The 19668-nt window shown below is 38.2% G+C and carries 11 protein-coding genes; all 11 read left to right on the plus strand.

Annotated features, from left to right (window positions below; all coding sequences use genetic code 11):
• Window positions 1-126 precede the first annotated feature (126 nt).
• The 11 genes from ACE1CI_RS24440 (at window position 127) to ACE1CI_RS24490 (ending at window position 19426) form a co-directional block, all read left to right on the plus strand.
• Window positions 127-360: a hypothetical protein gene (locus ACE1CI_RS24440; protein ID WP_413265857.1), complete on the plus strand. Its 234-nt coding sequence runs from the start codon at window positions 127-129 to the stop codon at window positions 358-360.
• Between the two features lie 303 nt (window positions 361-663).
• Window positions 664-3744 (plus strand): phosphoenolpyruvate carboxylase, encoded by a 3081-nt coding sequence (gene ppc, locus ACE1CI_RS24445; RefSeq protein WP_496615779.1) that lies wholly within the window; start codon window positions 664-666, stop codon window positions 3742-3744.
• A gap of 229 nt (window positions 3745-3973) precedes the next feature.
• Entirely contained in the window at window positions 3974-5059 is a 1086-nt protein-coding gene (pstS, locus tag ACE1CI_RS24450) for a phosphate ABC transporter substrate-binding protein PstS (RefSeq protein ID WP_413265855.1), read from the plus strand.
• Window positions 5060-5270: 211 nt separating this feature from the next.
• Window positions 5271-6638, plus strand: coding sequence for an NAD(P)/FAD-dependent oxidoreductase (locus ACE1CI_RS24455; RefSeq protein ID WP_413265854.1), 1368 nt, complete (start codon window positions 5271-5273; stop codon window positions 6636-6638).
• Entirely contained in the window at window positions 6598-6885 is a 288-nt protein-coding gene (locus ACE1CI_RS24460; protein ID WP_413265853.1) for a hypothetical protein, read from the plus strand. Before ACE1CI_RS24455 ends, ACE1CI_RS24460 begins: the two co-directional genes overlap by 41 nt.
• A 430-nt stretch (window positions 6886-7315) precedes the next feature.
• Entirely contained in the window at window positions 7316-8791 is a 1476-nt protein-coding gene (locus ACE1CI_RS24465; protein ID WP_413266462.1) for a histidine kinase dimerization/phosphoacceptor domain -containing protein, read from the plus strand.
• A 51-nt stretch (window positions 8792-8842) separates the two neighbouring features.
• Window positions 8843-14602: a PAS domain S-box protein gene (locus ACE1CI_RS24470; RefSeq protein WP_413266461.1), complete on the plus strand. Its 5760-nt coding sequence runs from the start codon at window positions 8843-8845 to the stop codon at window positions 14600-14602.
• Window positions 14599-15720: a hybrid sensor histidine kinase/response regulator gene (locus ACE1CI_RS24475; RefSeq protein WP_413266460.1), complete on the plus strand. Its 1122-nt coding sequence runs from the start codon at window positions 14599-14601 to the stop codon at window positions 15718-15720. The genes ACE1CI_RS24470 and ACE1CI_RS24475 overlap by 4 nt, the downstream gene beginning before the upstream one ends.
• A 27-nt stretch (window positions 15721-15747) precedes the next feature.
• Window positions 15748-16488 carry an ATP-binding response regulator gene (locus ACE1CI_RS24480; RefSeq protein ID WP_413266459.1) on the plus strand — a complete coding sequence of 247 codons (741 nt, stop codon included), beginning with the start codon at window positions 15748-15750 and terminating at the stop codon, window positions 16486-16488.
• Window positions 16421-18229 carry a putative bifunctional diguanylate cyclase/phosphodiesterase gene (locus ACE1CI_RS24485; RefSeq protein ID WP_413266458.1) on the plus strand — a complete coding sequence of 603 codons (1809 nt, stop codon included), beginning with the start codon at window positions 16421-16423 and terminating at the stop codon, window positions 18227-18229. Before ACE1CI_RS24480 ends, ACE1CI_RS24485 begins: the two co-directional genes overlap by 68 nt.
• A 57-nt stretch (window positions 18230-18286) precedes the next feature.
• Window positions 18287-19426 (plus strand): hybrid sensor histidine kinase/response regulator, encoded by a 1140-nt coding sequence (locus ACE1CI_RS24490; RefSeq protein ID WP_413266457.1) that lies wholly within the window; start codon window positions 18287-18289, stop codon window positions 19424-19426.
• Window positions 19427-19668: the final 242 nt, after the last annotated feature.

The raw sequence follows: 19668 nt of genomic DNA on the forward strand, positions 1-19668 counted from the left end.
TCCCTTTTCTGATGAATAAGTAGTTGCTGCCTCCTCCGAAAAAAGTAATCAATTTTACAGTTTCTCGAAAAAGAGGACTTAGGAGAAGAAACACTGCCTTATTTAGTTATACTATCGAGGTACAAGATGAACTCTAATAGCATCAACCAACCAGAAACACAAACATCCCCAACCCCAGAAGCAACCTTTCCGGTGGAAATAATAGTCAGTTTGGCTACAGCCCCTTTACTTCTAGGTGTATTATGTGGAAAGGCTTCACTAAAGTTTCTCCAAGCACTAGGGGAAGCAAGCGAAGAAGTATTTCGCGGCGATCGCTTGCCAGTGCTGCAATTTCCCAAAGTTGAATCTGAAGGAGATTAAGACTTGTGCAGTGGGGGCAAAAATCTGTAGGATTTCCCCATACCTGGCTACTAAATATGTGACGCGAATTACAAAACCTAAAAGAATAACACAATTGTAGAAAAGATTTTCGAGGGCAACAGCGCAGAAAAAAAGGTAAAAGCTGAACAGAAAAGCAATATTTCCTTGGAGCCTTAGAACCTTCTGCCTGTGAGCCTTCCTGTACTTGGGCAAGCTAGATCGGTTGAATCTGACACTAATCTAGCCCAATAAGCCTCGTAAAATTTGTTGGTTATTATTGCTTGGATAGAAAGAACAACACCTATGAGTCCTACACTCCAATCCGATCAGGCAGTTCATCTCGCTTCCCCATCAGACCTATTTTTGCGGCATCGCCTTAAAGTCGTAGAGGACTTATGGGAGCACGTTCTCCGCACAGAATGCGGTCAAGAACTGGTAGATTTGTGTAATTATTTGCGATCGCTTTGTTCCCCAGAAGGACAAGCAACTGGCGACAGTCTTCAAGAAGAAGAAGTTTTTCGGATCATTCAAAATTTAGAAATCAATGATGCCATCCGTGCGGCGCGTGCTTTTGCCCTTTATTTTCAGTTAATTAATATTGTGGAACAGCACTACGACCAAAGGGCGCAACAACAAGCTTTACGAATGTCGTTTAAGCAAGAAGTTCCCGATCCCGCACTGCAAGCATTTACTAAATTGGATGCAGAATCTAAAGAAAGTGTTCCCGGAACAGATTCGTTAGAAAAAAGTTGGCAAGCCGCAAATTGGTCGCGCAAAGAAAAGGGTACTTTCCAATGGTTGTTTCCTTATTTGCGAAAGTTGAATATGCCGCCGCAAGCTGTCCAAAAATTAATTGACAATTTGGACATTCGGTTAGTATTCACCGCCCACCCAACAGAAATTGTCCGGCATACAATTAGAGATAAACAGCGCCACATTGCCAAGATTCTCCAAGAACTTGATGATTTAGAAGAAGGGAGTACGCTGATCGAAGAAGCGGAAAATTCTTGGGAAGGTAAGTTACTCAAAGAGGAGTTAACAGAAGAAATTCGTCTGTGGTGGCGAACTGATGAATTGCATCAGTTTAAACCTTCGGTTTTGGATGAAGTTGATTATGCTTTGCACTACTTCCAAGAAGTTTTGTTTGAAGCAATTCCCCTACTCTATCACAGATTAGAAAATGGGTTAAAAACTGTGTGGAGAGATCTGCGTCCGCCAAAACCTAATTTTTGTAAGTTTGGTTCTTGGGTAGGGTCAGATAGAGATGGAAATCCCTTTGTTACCCCCGCAGTTAGTTGGCAAACAGCTTGTTACCAACGGCATTTAGTTTTGCAGAAATACATTGGATCGGTAGACAAATTAATTAATCGTTTAAGTTTGTCTTTGCACTGGTGCGATGTGTTGCCAGAGTTGTTAGAATCTCTGGAACAAAACCGTTTACAAATGCCAGATGTTTATGAGGAATTGTCGATTCGCTATCGCCAAGAACCTTATCGGTTAAAGTTATCTTATGTGAAGAAGCGGTTGGAGTATACACGCGATCGCAATTGGCGACTCTACAAAGGCGAAGCTTTCCAACCAGAATCTCTCCTACAAAAACCGCAAACACCGATCTATAAAACAGCCGAAGAATTTTTGGCACAACTGCGATTAATTCAACGCAACTTACAAGAAACAGGTTTAATTTGCCGCGACTTAGAACAGCTGATTTGTCAGGTAGAAGTTTACGGATTTTGTTTAGCATCTTTAGATGTCCGCCAAGAAAGTACCAGACACTCCGATGCCATCAACGAAATAGTTGATTATCTGCAAGTTTTACCTTGTCAGTATAATGAATTAGAAGAAGATGAAAAGATTAAATGGTTAGTTTCGGAACTGCAAACAAGACGACCTTTAGTTCCTAACGAATTGCCCTTTAGTCCTCAGACTTGCGAAACAATTGAAACATTGCGCGTAGTGCGGCAAATGCAGCGAGAGTTTGGACAAGAGATTTGCCAAACTTATATTATTAGCATGAGCCATGATGTCAGCGATCTGTTAGAAGTTTTGCTGTTTGCCAAAGAAGCAGGACTTTACGATCCCTCCACAGGTGAAGGAACTCTGCAAGTAGTACCACTATTTGAAACAGTGGAAGATTTGAAAAAAGCTCCTTCCATCATGCAAATTCTGTTTGAGTTGCCATTTTATCGCGCTTTACTGGCTGGTGGTTATCAAAAGTATGAAGTAGAAAAGAAAAAGGAACTGGGAAATAATGTTACCTCTATGGGTTCCTTACCTTCATCATTACAAGAGGTAATGTTGGGTTATTCTGATAGCAACAAAGATTCTGGTTTCTTAAGTAGTAACTGGGAAATTCACAAAGCGCAAAAAGCTTTGGAATCGATCGCTTGTAAATACGGCGTTTCCCTCCGCATTTTTCACGGCAGAGGCGGTTCTGTGGGACGTGGTGGCGGCCCTTCCTACGAGGCGATTTTAGCCCAACCAGGACACACAATCAACGGCAGAATTAAAATTACCGAACAAGGCGAAGTTTTAGCTTCTAAATATTCTTGGCCGGAATTAGCTTTGTATAATTTAGAAACTGTTACTACAGCGGTAATTCAAGCCAGCTTGCTCAGAACAGGGTTCGATAATATTGAACCTTGGAACGAAATCATGGAAGAATTGTCTGACAAATCTCGCGAACATTATCGCTCTTTGATTTACGAACAACCAGACTTTGTTGATTTCTTCATGCAAGTAACTCCGATCGAAGAAATTAGCCAATTACAAATTAGTTCTCGTCCCGCTAGACGAAAAACCGGGAAAAAAGATTTAAGCACATTAAGAGCAATTCCTTGGGTATTTAGTTGGACACAAAGCCGCTTTTTATTACCAGCTTGGTACGGCGTAGGAACAGCACTTAATCAATTTTTGCAAGAAGACCCCCAAGAAAATCTCAAGTTGTTACGTTACTTCTATTACAAATGGCCTTTCTTCAAAGTAGTGATTTCTAAAGTAGAAATGACTTTATCAAAAGTCGATTTACAAATCGCTCACTACTACATGAAAGAATTGTCAGCACCAGAAGATTTACCCAGATTTGAAAAGTTGTTTGCTCAAATCGCAGAAGAGTATCATTTAACTCGCGATTTAGTCTTAAACATCACCGATCACAAACGTTTGTTAGATGGCGATCCTGACTTACAGCGATCGGTCCAAATCCGCAACGGAAACATTGTACCTCTAGGATTTTTACAAGTTTCCCTCCTAAAACGCCTGCGCCAAAGCAAATCCCAAAACCTCACAGGTGTAATAGACTCTCGTCACAGTCGCGGCGAATTATTACGAGGCGCATTGTTAACTATTAACGGTATCGCAGCCGGAATGAGAAACACAGGCTGATCCAGTAGGGTGCGTTACGGCTACGCCTAACGCACCATATTCCCTTTTTTCGGTACATGATATAGCATGAATTTCCCAAAAAATAACTACTCCTAAAGATATATTTATTTATTAGAAGATTGTAAAGATTTGTATAAATTAGTGTTCCAAAACACATTCCTTAACCTGCGCTTTATCACCTAACCCTACTGTCAATACTCGACAGCATAATCCAATAGATTTTTAAACTATGTCGGTTAGAGTTCGATTAAAGCGGAGAAACCTGCTGGTTTTTCTGTGTCTTTCAGCCTTTGTTGTTGCGACTATCGCTTCCAACCATTTCCGTCCTCAAAGCGCTACTGCCAACGACTCTTCATTGCTTTTAGCTCAAGGTAGAGTAACTCTCACTGGTGCTGGCGCATCTTTTCCTGCACCTTTGTATCAACGCTGGTTCTCAGACTTCAACAAAACTAATCCCAATATTCAAGTCAGCTATCAATCGGTTGGTAGCGGTGCGGGTGTACAACAGTTAATCAATGGAACCGTAGACTTTGGTGCCAGTGACGTGGCGATGACTGACGCGGAAATGGGAAAAGTTTCCAGAGGCGTAGTGTTAATTCCGATGACCGCAGGCAGCGTTGTGGTAGGTTATAACTTACCTGGCGTGAATTCTTTAAGACTTTCTCGCACTACATTACCTGCAATATTTTTAGGTGAAATTAAGACTTGGAACGACCCCAGAATTGCCAAAGATAACCCCGGAGTGAAGTTACCAAGTACGCCTATTAGTGTAATCTATCGTGCTGATGGTAGCGGTACAACTGCCATTTTCACCCAACATTTAAGCGCTATTAGTGGTGCGTGGAAAAGTAAAGTTGGTGAAGGTAGGTCTGTATCTTGGCCCACAGGTTCAGGTGCTAAAGGTAATGAAGGCGTAACTGCTCAAATTCTCCAAACTCAAGGATCGATCGGCTACATTGAATATGGCTATGCCAGAACTAACAAAATTTCACAAGCTACCTTACAAAATAAAGCCGGAAATTTCGTAGCACCAACTCCTTCTAATTCTGCGGCTGCGTTAGCATCAGTGCAGTTACCTTCCAACTTACGCGCCTTTGTTCCAGATCCTCCGGGAGCAAATGCCTATCCAATTGTTTCTTACACTTGGATCATGGCTTACAAAACATACCCGGATCAAAATAAATCAAGAGCACTGAAGCAAGCTTTGAATTATGGATTAACCACAGGACAGAACGTGGCAGATGATTTAGGATATATTCCTTTGCCGTCCGCTGTTGTATCTCGATCGCAAGCAGCAGTTAACTCAATTAAGTAGATCAATTTTTGCTCTTGGGCTTTCCAATCTAGATCCCCGACTTCTTCAAGAAGTCGGGGATCTAATTCTTGAAGAAGTCGGGGATCTATTTCGTTTTGTAGTCTTCACTACGTATATTTTGCTGATTCCACACTAAAAAGAAAGCATAGCTAATATAAGAAATGTTTGAGTAAAATAACGCTCTTCAATTTTAGCAAAGAGGATAATTCTAATGATAGATGCACAAACAAATCAGACACCTCATCGTGTAGTAATTGTCGGTGGTGGTTTTGGTGGATTGTATGCGGCGAAAGCTTTGGGTCGTGCTCCTGTAAAAGTGACTTTGGTTGATAAACGAAATTTTCATTTGTTTCAGCCACTTTTGTATCAGGTAGCAACGGGAAGTTTGTCTCCTGCTGATATTTCTTCTCCACTCCGCGCTGTATTAAGTGATAACCAAAATACGCAAGTATTGTTAGCCGAAATGCAGGATATCGATCCTGAACGAAAAAGGCTATTTTTAAATAGTGGTGAAGTTGATTATGATACTTTAATTATTGCTACTGGAGTTAAGCATCACTATTTTGGGAATGAGCATTGGGAAACAGCTGCACCGGGATTAAAAACAGTAGAAAATGCTTTGGAAATGCGGCGGCGAATTTTCATGGCGTTTGAAGCAGCGGAAAAGGAAACTGATTTAGAAAAACGCCGTGCTTGGTTAACTTTTGTGATTGTGGGTGGGGGACCAACTGGGGTAGAATTGGCTGGCGCGATCGCAGATTTAGCCTTTGCCACCTTAAGAAAAGAATTTCGTAATATTGATACTTCTGAAGCTAAAATCTATCTCTTGGAAGGCATGGATAGAATATTGCCTCCCTATAAACCAGAACTTTCTGCGAAAGCGGAAAAGTCTTTAAACAAATTAGGCGTAACTATCTTAACTAAAACTTTAGTTACTAACATTGATGGCGATGTAGTAACTATGAAACAAGGAGACACAGAATCACAAATTGCTGCTAAAACAATTTTATGGGCAGCTGGTGTCAAAGCTTCTCCTGTTGGCAAAGTTTTGGCAGAACGCACAGGCGTACAATTAGATAGAGTCGGTAGAGTTATTGTGGAACCAAATTTGACGGTTAAGGGTTATCCCGATATTTTTGTCATTGGTGATTTGGCGAATTTTTCCCATCAAGACGGCAAACCTTTACCGGGAGTTGCGCCTGTAGCCATGCACGAAGGAGAATATGTTGCTAAACTGATTCAACAGCGGTTAAAAGGTAGTGAAAATGCTTTTCCTTTCCGTTATGTTGATGTGGGAAGTTTGGCAGTTATCGGCAAAAATTACGCTGTAGTGGATTTAGGTTTTGTCAAATTATCTGGTTTCCTAGCTTGGCTGACTTGGGTGTTTGTGCATATCTACTACTTAATTGAATTTGATAACAAACTAATAGTAATGATTCAGTGGGCTTGGAATTATTTTACTCGCAAAGGTGGCGCTCGTCTAATTACAGGAAATGAATCTATGGGGGTAGTGGGAGTTAACGAAAAAGGTGAGTACTATGTACCACCAGCAAATAAATCTCCTGTCGAAGTCCGCTAGTCACAGCGTAGGGGTAATTCATGAATTACCCCTACGCTGTGACTTGTTGATGGTGTGGGCGATCGCCATAAATATCACATCAATTGCTTTGTGTCAAATTTGGGATTTACGTATTTATCACGATCCAGAAAGGGGCGTTCTGAGTGCATCTTTAGAATTTTCTGACTTTAATGCTATAATTATAGGCTTTATTTACTGTTCTGGCTGCTGTAAATTTTGCCGTTTTGAATCAATTCTGAGTAGTTAAATTCGCTTCTCACTTAATTCATTAAGTAGGTAGATATAAATAAAGTGAAAAGTAGGGCGGGCAGGATGCCCACCCCACAAGAAAGCTGTAATTCTTGTGGGGTGGGCATCCTGCCCGCCCCATCCTCATATAACTATTATCACTTTATTTATTTACACCTACTTATAAATAACCAACAAAATACCGTTTCTCAGGCTTTAAATAGAGGGTTAATTAAGCTCAGTAGTAATACGGAAAACCAAGAAATTCTCTAACGTAGTCTTACTCAAGGTTAATAAAAATAACTATGTTAGAAATAGGTTGTAGGATTGAGTTTTGCAAAAATATTATTCCTAACGATATTGTGCTGATTTGATTTATTTACCAATGCGATCGCTAAACAGATCCGCATTTCCAGCTAATTTCTAAAAAAGCCAAGAAAAAATCAGTTATGAACGGCATAGAAGAATCAGGGGAAAAATTTAAAATTCTCGATCGCATACCCATTGGTATTTGCCTGTTACGAGAAGATTTTGTTGTCATCTATTGGAATCGTTGTTTAGAAAAATGGACAAATATGCCAAAACAGAAAATAGTCGGCGCTAATATTACTACTTATTTCCCTCATTTAAGTCAACCGAAATATGTTAGTCGTCTCCAGGAAATCTTTGCCGGGGGTTCATCAATAATCTTCTCGTCACAAGTTCACAAACATCTAATTCCGGCTTACTTACCTGATGGAAAATTGCGAGTGCAGTATACCACCGTTACTGCTGAACCTGCGCCTGATGGAAGTTACTATGCCTTACTTTCTATCCAAGATGTTACAAAGCTTACCCAAAGAGTTCACGATTACCGCACCATGAGAGACAGGGCGCTAGCAGAAGTGCAAGAACGGCAACAAGCAGAGGCGGCGCTACAACAAACAAATGACCAACTGCAAGCAGTTTTAGATGCTGTTCCTGGCTTGGTTTCTTGGATTAGTTCTGACCTAAAATATATCGGTGTCAATGAACATTTGTGTACAACTTTTAACCAACCCGCAGAAAATTTTCTCGGTAAAGAACTGGGTTTTTTAGAAAGTAGCTTTGCTTTTGCTAACTTTATGACTTCTTTTATGTGTAGTTCGCAAAAAGCCGATCACCAAGTCATTGATGCAAAAATTAAAGGTAATATCAAAAAATACTTAATTGCTGCTCAGAAGTATCAGCAAGGTCAAGCTGCTGTAGCGGTAGGAATTGATATTACCGAACAAAAACAGGCAGAACAACAACTGAAGACTTCGTTGCGAGAAAAGGAAGTATTACTAAAGGAAATTCACCACAGAGTTAAAAATAATCTCCAAGTTATTTCTAGCTTGCTTAAATTGCAATCTGAGTATATCAAGGACAGGGAAGTAATCTCACTTTTCAGTGATAGTTATAACCGAGTTAGGTCAATGGCACTAATTCATGAAAAACTCTATCAATCTCAAGGTCTTGCCCAAATTGATGCTGCTGATTATATTAAGAGCCTGGTTTACAATTTAGTCTCTTCCCACACACCAATTTCTCAAGGAATAGATTTAGATATCCAAGTCGAGCCAATATTTTTTGATTTAGATACAGCTATTCCTTGCGGATTAATTATTAACGAGTTGATTTGCAATACTTTAAAATATGCTTTTCCCGATCGCTCTCGTGGTAAAATTTATATTAGGTTAACAGTACTAAAAAATCAATTCGTTTTGTTGGAAGTTGCCGATAATGGCATTGGATTACCAGCAGATTTTGATATTGAGATGAGCGAAACTTTAGGCTTGCAGTTGGTTAATAATCTTACTAATCAGTTAGATGGAAATATTGAAGTTGATTGGCAATGTGGAACATTTTTTCGCATTACTTTCCCTCTTAGAGGTAACGTTTCTCAAGTTCCTAGTCCCGTTTAAAAATTGCTTGCTATCCTTTGAATAGGATCGAGCCTCATGATAGGTAAACTTATGCAATTTAACGATTCATGGCTAAACTTACCCAAATTAGAGCAGGCTATTAACCGTCATCCTACCCTGATAGCTGCTGATACGCTGTTGATAAATGTCCTATCTCTGATGGGTTTTTCACAGGGTAATAAAAGTACTATTTCTAGTGATGAGTGGCGAGAAGAAAATGAACAAGCTGAGGCTTTACAAAATCTCAGTTGTAATTATGTTGTAGTAATGGAAAATGACCAGATTTTGGGCGTGTTTTCTGTGGGCGATTTGGTAGAGTTAATTGGCTCTGGAGTTAAGCTAAATAATCAAATTAAAGTTGGGGATTTAATTACCAAACGGCTAGTTACTCTGCGCTTTTCACAGAGCGAAAATATCGTTACTCCAATAGTATTTTTCCAACAGTATAAAACTTGTTATTTACCAATTATTAATGAACAAAAAGAGTTATTAGGAATTGTCACGCCCACAACAATTCTTCAAGGTTTAAACTTGATAAATTTATTTAAACTGGGCACCGTAGAGGAGGTGATGAACAGTGAAATACTGAGTGTCGATCGCGCAACCTCCGTCCAAAAAGTTGCTCAGTTAATTAGAGAAAATTCAGGCAACTCAGTAGTAATCACTACTGAAAGAGAACCAGAAAAAATTATCCCTATAGGAATAGTTACAGAACGCCAAATAGTGCAAGCTTGGGCGCTAGGAATGGATGTAACGCAAACACCAGCGTCCTTAATTATGCGGAGATTAGGACAGGAATTAAATCCTACAAATTCGCTGCTTTATGCTTATCAGCAAATGCAAAACGATCGCCTAGATACACTCTTAGTTTCTGATGGTAAAAGTGAATTTTCGAGTGGACGATGGGGAATCATAACAGCAATGGAACTATTGCGATCGCTAGAACCAATGCAGATTTATCGACGGCTCAAACGTACTCAACAATTTGTCCAACAACTTCAAGTTGAAAAAGCGCAAATTTTGTCTCGTCGTAATGCTGAATTAACCGAGCAAGTACAGCAACAAACTGAAAAACTGCGCCAAGATTCAGAAAAACTGAAGCGACAAGTACAGCAAGCGACACTAATTAACCAAATTACCCAAGCAATACGGGAAACTTTGATATTAGAGGAAATTTTGCCAACTACAGTTAATCAGTTGCATGAAGCATTAAATGTTAGCCGTTGCTTAATTTTTCGCCCAAATCCTGCTAGTCAGCTACCAGTTTATTATGTTTCAGAATTCACTTCGGAATGTGAAGGTTTAATTAGTGGACGCTGCAATTTTTACCGCCTTTATCACTCGCAAATAAGTCAAGGTGAACCGCTGATTTTACCTGAAATAAATGCTAATCTGACTGCGGAAATTCAGGAAGCTGCTCAAGAATGTAATATTCGTGCCATTATGATTATGCCGTTGATTTATCAGCAAACTTATATTGGCGGAATTAGTTTACATCAATGCGATCGCGAACGAGAATGGACAGAAGATGAAATAGCTTTTGTGAAAGCAATTGCCGATCATTGCGCGATCGCCATTCATCAAGCAAATCTTTACCAACAATTACAAATAGAACTGCAAGAACGGCAAAAAGCAGAAGCAGCCTTAAGAGAACAAAAGAAATTTCTCCAAGATGTTATTGATACTAATCCCAATCTAATTTTTGTTAAAGACTGGGAGGGTAGATTCGTCTTAGCTAATCAAGCTTGCGCGGATATTGTCAGCTTAACTGTTGAGCAAATGCTTGATAAAACTGATGCAGAATTAAATCCAAACTCAGGAGAAGCGCAACAATTTGATCGTGACGATCGCGAGGTAATGACCACCCGCAAAACTAAATTTATTGCTGAAGAACAACTAACTAATTTTACAGGTGAAGTGCGCTGGTTGCAGATAGTAAAAAAACCAATATTATCTTCAGATGGTGAAACTATTCAATTGTTGGGTGTAGCTAGTGATATTACAGAACGCAAACGTGCCGAAATTGCGCTACAAAAACTTAACTCCCAATTAGAAACTAAAGTTGCAGAACGCACCGAACAATTAAATCAAATAGTTAGGGGACTAGCAAAGGAAATTGTGCAACACCAACGCGCACAAGCAGCACTCAAGGAAAGTGAACAAAGATTTCGGATCTTAGTTGAAACTAGTAGCGATGTAGTGTGGGAAGTCAATGAAAATGCTGTTTATACTTATGTTAGTCCGAAAATAAATGAAATTTTAGGTTATGAACCAGAAGAAATTTTAGGTAAAACTCCCCTGGATTTGATGCCGCCTGAAGAAGCGAAGCGTGTTAGTAAAATCTTTGAGTCTATTGTGGCAAGACAACAACCATTTACCTGTTTTGAGAATACTCAGATTCACAAAAATGGTAACTATGTTGTAATAGAAGCTAGTGGAGTTCCCATTTTCAATGAAAAGGGAATATTTAAAGGTTATCGGGGAATCGATCGAAATATTACAGAACGCCAACTTGCAGAAGCTTCATTACGAGAAAGCCAAACACAATTACAAGCAATTTTGGATAATTTACCAGCAGTTATGTATCTATACGACACTCAAGATAGATACTTACTAATTAATCGTCAGTTTGAAACTTTATTTAATGTGAAGAAAGAAGAAATAATTGGTAAAGGTATATATGATTTTTGGTTGCCAGAAATTGCTAATGTGTTTGCCACAAATAACCGCCTGGTAAGAGAACAAGGAACTGCGGTACATACTGAAGAAGTTGCACCTCATGAAGATGGATTACATACTTATCTGACGGTGAAGTTTCCTTTAAAAAATAGTGATGGTGAAATCTATGCTGTTTGTGGCATTTCTACCGATATTACCGATCGCAAACAAGCCGAAAAAGCACTGCAAGAAAGTCAAGCAAGATTACAAAAACTAACAGCCAGTGTGCCAGGAATGATTTATCAGTACGTGCTACATCATGATGGTTCTCATTCCTTCCCTTATATTAGCCCTGGTAGCAGTCAAATTTGGGAATTAGAACCAGAAGAAATGCAGTCAAATCCTCAGCTTGGCTTTGATATTATTCATCCTGAAGATTTGCCATCTTTAATTGAATCAACTAAAATTTCCGCACAAACTTTACAACCTTGGCAATGGGAAGGACGCATCATTCCCCGATCGGGTAATTTGAAATGGGTGCAAGGCATTTCTCGTCCCGAAAAACAAGCTAATGGAGATACTTTATGGGATGGTTTGTTTATTGATATTAGCGATCGCAAACTAGCAGAAGCAGCCTTAAGCGAAAGTGAAAGACGATTAAGAATTGCTCTGAATGCTGCTAATATGGGAACTTGGGATTGGGAAATTCAAACTGATAAAATAACTTGGTCTGAGCAAACGGAAATAATTTTTGGTTATACTCCTGGCACTTTTCCAGGGAATTATCAAGCTTACTATAATCTGATTCACCCTGGCGATCGAGACTATCTCATTACAGAAATTTCTCACGCCATAGAACAAAAAATTCCATATAACGTTGAACATCGCATAATTTTGCCTGACGGCTCAATTCGTTGGGTTGCTGGTAAAGGTGATGTAATTTGTAATTCATTAGGACAAACTCTAGGTATGAGTGGTGTAGTTATGGATATCACTGAACGCAGACAAGCAGAAACAGCATTGCGCGACAGTGAATATAAACTCCGCACCATAGTAGAAAACTGTAATGATGCAATATTTCTCAAAGATAAAGAAGGTCATTATTTATTTATTAATCCTGTAGGAGCCAAAGTTTTACAGCGTCCAGTAGAAGAGATTTTAGGCAAGCGAGATGATGAATTATTCACAAAAGAAACAGGTAGGCAAGTTTGGGAGCTTGACTACACAATTATTAGGAGTGGAATCACTTGGACTTATGAAGAAACGGCAGAAGTCAATGGCAAAAAATACACTTTTCTTTCTACTAAATCCCCTTATATGTCATCCGACGGTGAAACACTAGGTTTAGTTGGAGTTTGCCGCGACATCACCGAAAGTAAAGAAATACAAGAAAAAATGCGGCGACAAATTGCTGCTGTAGAAGCTGCCAGTGATGGAATTGCTATTGTTAACTCTGCCGGAGAATATACTTATCTGAATGAATCTCACGTTAAGATTTTTGGCTATGAAAGCGCACAGGAATTAATCGGGAAAACTTGGCATGAGTTATACAATAGTGAAGAACTTGAGAGATTAGAAAGGGAAGTAATTCCGCTAGTTTGGCAACAAGGAAAATGGCAAGGAGAAGCAATTGCTAAAAAACGCGATGGCACAACTTTCACGGAAGAACTTTCTCTCACTTTAATTCCAGATGGCGGATTAATTTGTGTATGTCGTGATATTACCGAACGCAAAGCAATAGAAGAAAGTTTAAAATTAAGAGATAGAGCGATCGCAGCCAGCAACAATGGTATTATTATTACCGATGCCAGAATACCTAATCAACCCATTATTTACGTTAATCCAGCTTTCGAGAAAATCACCGGATACTCTGCTGCTGAAGTATTAGGGAGAAACAGTCGTTTTCTCCAAGGTCAGGAAACTGAACAAGCAGAATTAGAAAGACTGCGAACTGCAATTCGCCAAGGAAAAGATTGTACAGTTGTCCTACGTAACTATCGGAAAGATGGCAGCTTATTCTGGAATGAATTAAGTATTTCACCCATTTACGACGATGATGGAATTCTGACTCATTACATTGGTATTCAAACCGATATTACTGAACGTAAACAAGCAGAAGAAGAACTGCGAGCCTCAACTTCCCGCCTATCAACATTGATTGAAAACTTACAACTCGGTATCTTAGTAAAAGATGAATCTGAACTAGTTGTTTTACTCAATCAAGCATTCTGCGATATCTTCAATATACCCATAGTACCTGGTGCCTTAATTGGCGCTGACTTTTCCGATTATATAAAAACCTATCAACATTGTTTTGCAAATCCTGAGCAAATCGTCCAACGCCATCAAGAAATTTTGCAAATCCAACAACTAACAATTAATGAAGAAATTTCAATGGCAGATGGTCGAATTTTAGAACAATATTATGCACCAATTTTTGTTCAAGGGAACTACAAAGGACATTTATGGATGTATCGAGATATCACCGAACGTAAAAAAGCCGAAAGTGAAATAAGAACATCTCTTAAAGAAAAGGAAATTCTGCTTAAAGAAATTCACCATCGAGTTAAAAACAACTTACAGGTAATTTCTAGCTTACTCAAGCTGCAATCTAGCTACATTAAAGATGAAGAAGCCTTGATTTTATTCACAGAAAGTTACAATCGTGTGAGGTCAATGGCACTAATTCATGAAAAGTTATATCAATCTAAAGGTTTAGCCAGAATTGATGCTGTTGATTACATCCGTGACCTGACAGATAATCTATTTCGCTCTTATAATGTAGCAACAGGCTCCATCAAATTAAACCTGCAAATAGAACATATAGAATTAGATATTGATACAGCAATTCCTTGCGGTTTAATTATCAATGAATTGGTTTCTAATTCGCTGAAATACGCCTTCAGCGACCAAGAGAAAGGAGAGTTATATATTAAATTTTCCTGCCAAGAAGAGACAAACGAAATTACTTTAGCGATCGGTGATAATGGAATCGGTTTACCGCCAGATTTTGATGTGACAGAACTTGAATCATTAGGGTTGCAATTAGTCTACAATTTAACCCAACAATTGGATGGAGAAATTGAAATTAATTCCGAGCAAGGTGCTAGTTTCAAAATTACATTTACCAACCGGAGTGGAAAAGAAAAATGACGGCGACAATTTTAGTTGTGGAAGATGAAGTAATTATAGGCATGGATATCAAAAATAGCTTAAAAAAATTAGGCTATAACGTCCCTGCTGTTGTAGCTACTGGCGAAAAAGCTATTGAAAAAGCTGCTGTAATTCAACCAGATTTAATTCTGATGGATATTATGTTAAAAGGTGCGATCGATGGTGTACAAGCCGCCGAAAAAATTCGCACTCAGTTAAAATTACCTGTAGTTTTCTTGACTGCTCATACCGATCGCACTACCTTAGAACGTGCTAAACAAACTGAACCTTTTGGTTATATTGTTAAACCTTTTCAAGAAAAAGATTTACACACTACGGTAGAAATTGCTTTAGCTAGGTGTAAAGCCGAATCAGAAATCCGAAAAGCCTTAGAAAAAGAAAGGGAACTTAACGAATTAAAATCTCGTTTTGTATCAATGGTTTCCCACGAATTTCGCACACCAATGTCTACAATTCTCTTCTCAACTGACCTCTTAGAAATGTATATGAATGAATGGCCGGAAGAGAAGAAAAAGACCCATATTCATAGAATTCAATCTGCTATCCAACGCATGATTGAAATGTTAGATGATATACTAGTAATTGGCAAAGCCGAAGCCGGAAAACTAGATTTTAATCCCCGTCCCCTTGAGCTAGCAAAATTCTGTCGAGAATTAGTAGAAGACATCCAAAATGCTGATAAAAATCAGCATCCTCTGAATGTAAATATTCAGTGTGCATTGACAGAGGTTAAAATGGACGACAAATTGCTGCGTCACATCTTAATTAACTTACTTAGCAACGCTACTAAATATTCTCCTGAAAATACCCCAGTTAATTTTAGTGTTTCCTGCCAAGATAATCAAATTACCTTTGAGGTTAAAGATTCAGGAATTGGCATTCCTGTAGAAGATCAAAAACGGCTATTTGATGCTTTTCATCGCGCAACTAATGTCGGTTCAATTGCCGGAACAGGACTAGGTTTAGCAATAGTGAAGAAGTCTGTAGATTTACATGGAGGGACAATTAAAGTAGATAGCGAAATGGGAATTGGAACCACATTTACCGTGAGTTTACCACTGACAAATTTCGCAGAGGAGTCAAGCAAAATTAATTAACTTACACAAATTTAGGTCTGGTTACTTATGAAATTAAACGATCGCAAAACAAAAATTTTGGTAATTGAAGATGAAGAATCTGTGCGAGCTAATATCATAGAAATCCTGGAATCTGAAGATTTTGATGTGATTGGCGCAAAAAACGGTGCGATCGGAATTCAAGAAGCAAAAAATCAACTTCCCGATCTGATTCTGTGCGATATTATGATGCCTGATATGGATGGTTATAGTGTGTTGAGTGAATTACAAGAAGACCCTTTAACTGTTATCATTCCATTCATTTTCTTGACAGCAAAAACTGAGCGAGACGACTTACGTTTAGCAATGGAATTAGGTGCAGATGACTATATCACCAAACCATGTACTGTGACTGAATTACTAAGTGCAATTACCATCAGGCTAAAAAAACAAGCTATATATAGCCAGCAATTTGAAACCGAACGTAACAAAGCCAAAGGATTACAAGCAAGAGTTCAAGAATTACAAAAGTTAAGCAAAAACAGAGCAGATTTGTTGCAAAGACTTACCCAAGAATTGCGCGATCCTTTGTCTAATATCACAATGGCAATCCAAATGCTAAAGTTAGCACCTACAGAAAAAGCACAAGCACATTATTTGAAAATTTTGCAACAAGAATGCGCTCGTGAAATAGCCATTATTAATCAATTGTCTGATATCCAAGAAGTTTTAGTACCAGAAAATGTCAAACTCTTACAACGCTTTAAAACCTCTAACGATCAAACCTCAGACCAAGATTCTAGTGATTGAAGACGATGAAAATATTCGCGAAAACATTTTAGAAATTTTAACAGGACAAAATATTAGAGCAATTGGCGCAAAAAATGGTCGCTTAGGTATCCGTTTGGCGCGAAAAATTATTCCCGATCTAATTATTTGTGACATTATGATGCCAGAATTAGATGGCTATGATGTGCTAGCAGAGTTACGCCAAGAGCCTTTAACAGCAGTAATTCCTTTTATTTTCCTAACGGCTTTAGCAGATAGAGATCATAATCGCAAGGGAATGGAATTAGGCGCAGATGACTATATTACTAAGCCTTGTAAACCTGTGGAATTGTTAAAAGCGATCGCCATACGCTTAAGCAAAAAAACGGCTATTACTGACCCTTACACTACAGCTTTAAAACAAGCATCACAACAACTAAATAAATCTCTGCACTATGACAGTTTAACTAATTTACCAAATCGCTTATTGTTACAAGAAAAATTATCGCAAATTATCAATTATTTAACTGTAAATAAGCGCAACTCTAACTCAGAGCAACTGCTATCAATTATTTATCTCAGTTTAGACAGATTCAATCGAATTGTTGAAGTTTTAGGACATTCGCCAGCAGATACACTAATTCAAATTGTAGCGGAACGTTTAAAAGCTTACAGCAGTAAGTGTCATACTATAGCGCGGTTAGCTACTGATGAATTCGCCATAATTATGATAACGGATAATCAGAGAAAAATAGTGATTGAATTTGTCCAAAACCTATTAGAAAGTTTAGCAAAACCTGTAATTTTAGAAAACAATATTGAAATTTTAATTACAGCTAGCATCGGAATTTCTCTATATGCTGGGGATGACAGTGAACTAGAGAAAATGCTGCAATTAGCTCATAAAGCGATGAACTATGTTAAACAACAAGGAGGAAATACTTATGCGTTTTATCAACCAACTCTTAATGTGACAAGTTGCGATCGCTTAAATTTAGAAACCAGCTTAAGTTATGCTTTAGAACGCAACGAATTGGAAATTTATTATCAACCAAAAGTAAGTTTAAAAACAGGCAAAATTGTTGGTGCAGAAGCACTTTTAAGGTGGTTTCATCCAGAACAAGGAATAATTTCCCCACTTAAATTTATTCCCATCGCAGAAGAGACAAATTTAATTATTCCTCTGGGTGAATGGGTTTTTAAAATGGCTTGTCAGCAAACAAAGTTATGGCAAAAGTCAGGTTTCCCTGAATTACAAATAGCTGTTAACATATCTGGTCGGCAATTCAGTCAAAGTAACTTTGATTTACGGCTAATTCAAATATTAAAAGAAACTGACTTTGCTACCGAATATTTAGAATTAGAGTTAACAGAAACCGTACTTATGGAAAATTTAGAGATCGTTAATGAGAAATTAACTGCTTTTAAAGAGTTGGGTGTGCAAATTGCGATCGATGACTTCGGAACAGGTTATTCTTCATTAAGCTATTTGCAACAGTTTCCCTTTGATACTTTAAAAATTGACAAATCTTTTATTCATCAATTAAACAAGAATGCCAAAACTAAAACTATTACCAGTTCTATTATCAAAATGGGACACGAACTCAACTTAAAAATAATAGCAGAAGGAGTCGAAACCAAAACAGAATTAGATTTCTTATATCAAAATGATTGTGATGAAATCCAAGGTTTTCTTTTTAGTCAACCTCTCAGCGTTAAGGATTTTACCAATTTATTGGTATCGGGAAAAACCTTAACTTTGCTCCAATACATTAGGGAGTAAAGTGCTGTTCCCACTTGATTAACAAACAAACATTAATTTTGATAGGACGGAATAATCATGACCAAGATTTTAGTTATCGAAGACGAAGAAGCAATCAGAGAAAATATTTTAGAACTCTTAAATGCCAAAAAATTTGACGCTTTTGCGGTAGAAAATGGTTCTAAAGGCGTTCAATTAGCTAAAGAAAAAAGACCAGATTTAATTATTTGTGATATATCCATGCCAGAATTAGATGGCTATGGTGTTTTAGAGGCATTGAGAAGTGAACCTGATACCGCAATGATTCCCTTCATTTTCCTCACAGCTTTAGCGGACAAAGCTAATAATCGCAAGGGAATGGAACTAGGCGCAGATGATTATTTAACTAAACCTTGTAAACCTGTAGAACTGCTAAATGCGATCGACACTCGCCTCAAAAAACAAGCAACCATTAATCAGCAACAAAGCCAAAAATTAGAAGAATTACGTAGTAGCATCACCTTCTCCTTACCTCACGAACTCAGAACCCCACTAAATGGAATTTTAGGCTTTTCCGAACTTTTATTAACTGAACTAGATACACTAGAACCACAAGAAATTAAGGAGATGGTCGAACAAATTCAAACATCAGGTAAACGCTTATATCGACTGATTCAAAACTTTTTACTCTATGCCGAATTAGAATTAATTGCAACCAATTCAGAACGCATCAAAGCGTTAAAAAATTACCAGACAGATCGTGTCGATTCTTTAATTTCCCATCAAGCAACTCAGCAAGCAAAACAAGCACAAAGACAAGCTGATTTACACTTACAGCTAGAAGATGCTCAACTAAATATTTCTCCCAACCGCTTGCAAAAAATGGTAGAAGAATTAGTAGATAACGCTTGCAAATTCTCAGTTTCGGGAACCCCAATTAATATCGTCAGCCAGGTAATCAATAACTCATTTATCTTATCTGTAAATGACAAAGGTAGGGGAATGAAAACCGAACAAATCGACAATTTAGGTGCTTATATGCAGTTTGAACGTAAACTTTATGAACAACAAGGATCGGGATTAGGATTAGTAATTGTTAAACGAATAGCTGAACTACATGGAGGAAGCTTAGCTATAGAAAGTATTCCTGATGAACAAACAACCGTTAAAGTTATCCTTCCTATTACTCAGATCTTGCACCAGTGCCAAAATCCGCCTGCGAATCAATTCGCAGGCTAAGTAGGTAGATATAAATAAAGTGAAAACTGGGGCGGGCAGGATGCCCACCCCACAAGAAAGCTGGAACTCTTGTGGGGTGGGCATCCTGCCCGCCCCATCCTTAAATAACTATTATCACTTTATTTATTTACACCTACTTAATAGCAAAACTCCTCTTTCATAGGACTAAATATTTATTTAGAATTCAAAGGCTTTCAGTCCATTTTAATGGACTTGAGCTATTAGCCCGGAAATTGATTTCC

Origin of the sequence: Floridaenema flaviceps BLCC-F50, from assembly GCF_041929275.2 — a bacterium.
Taxonomy (GTDB): Bacteria; Cyanobacteriota; Cyanobacteriia; order Cyanobacteriales; family Aerosakkonemataceae; genus Floridanema; species Floridanema flaviceps.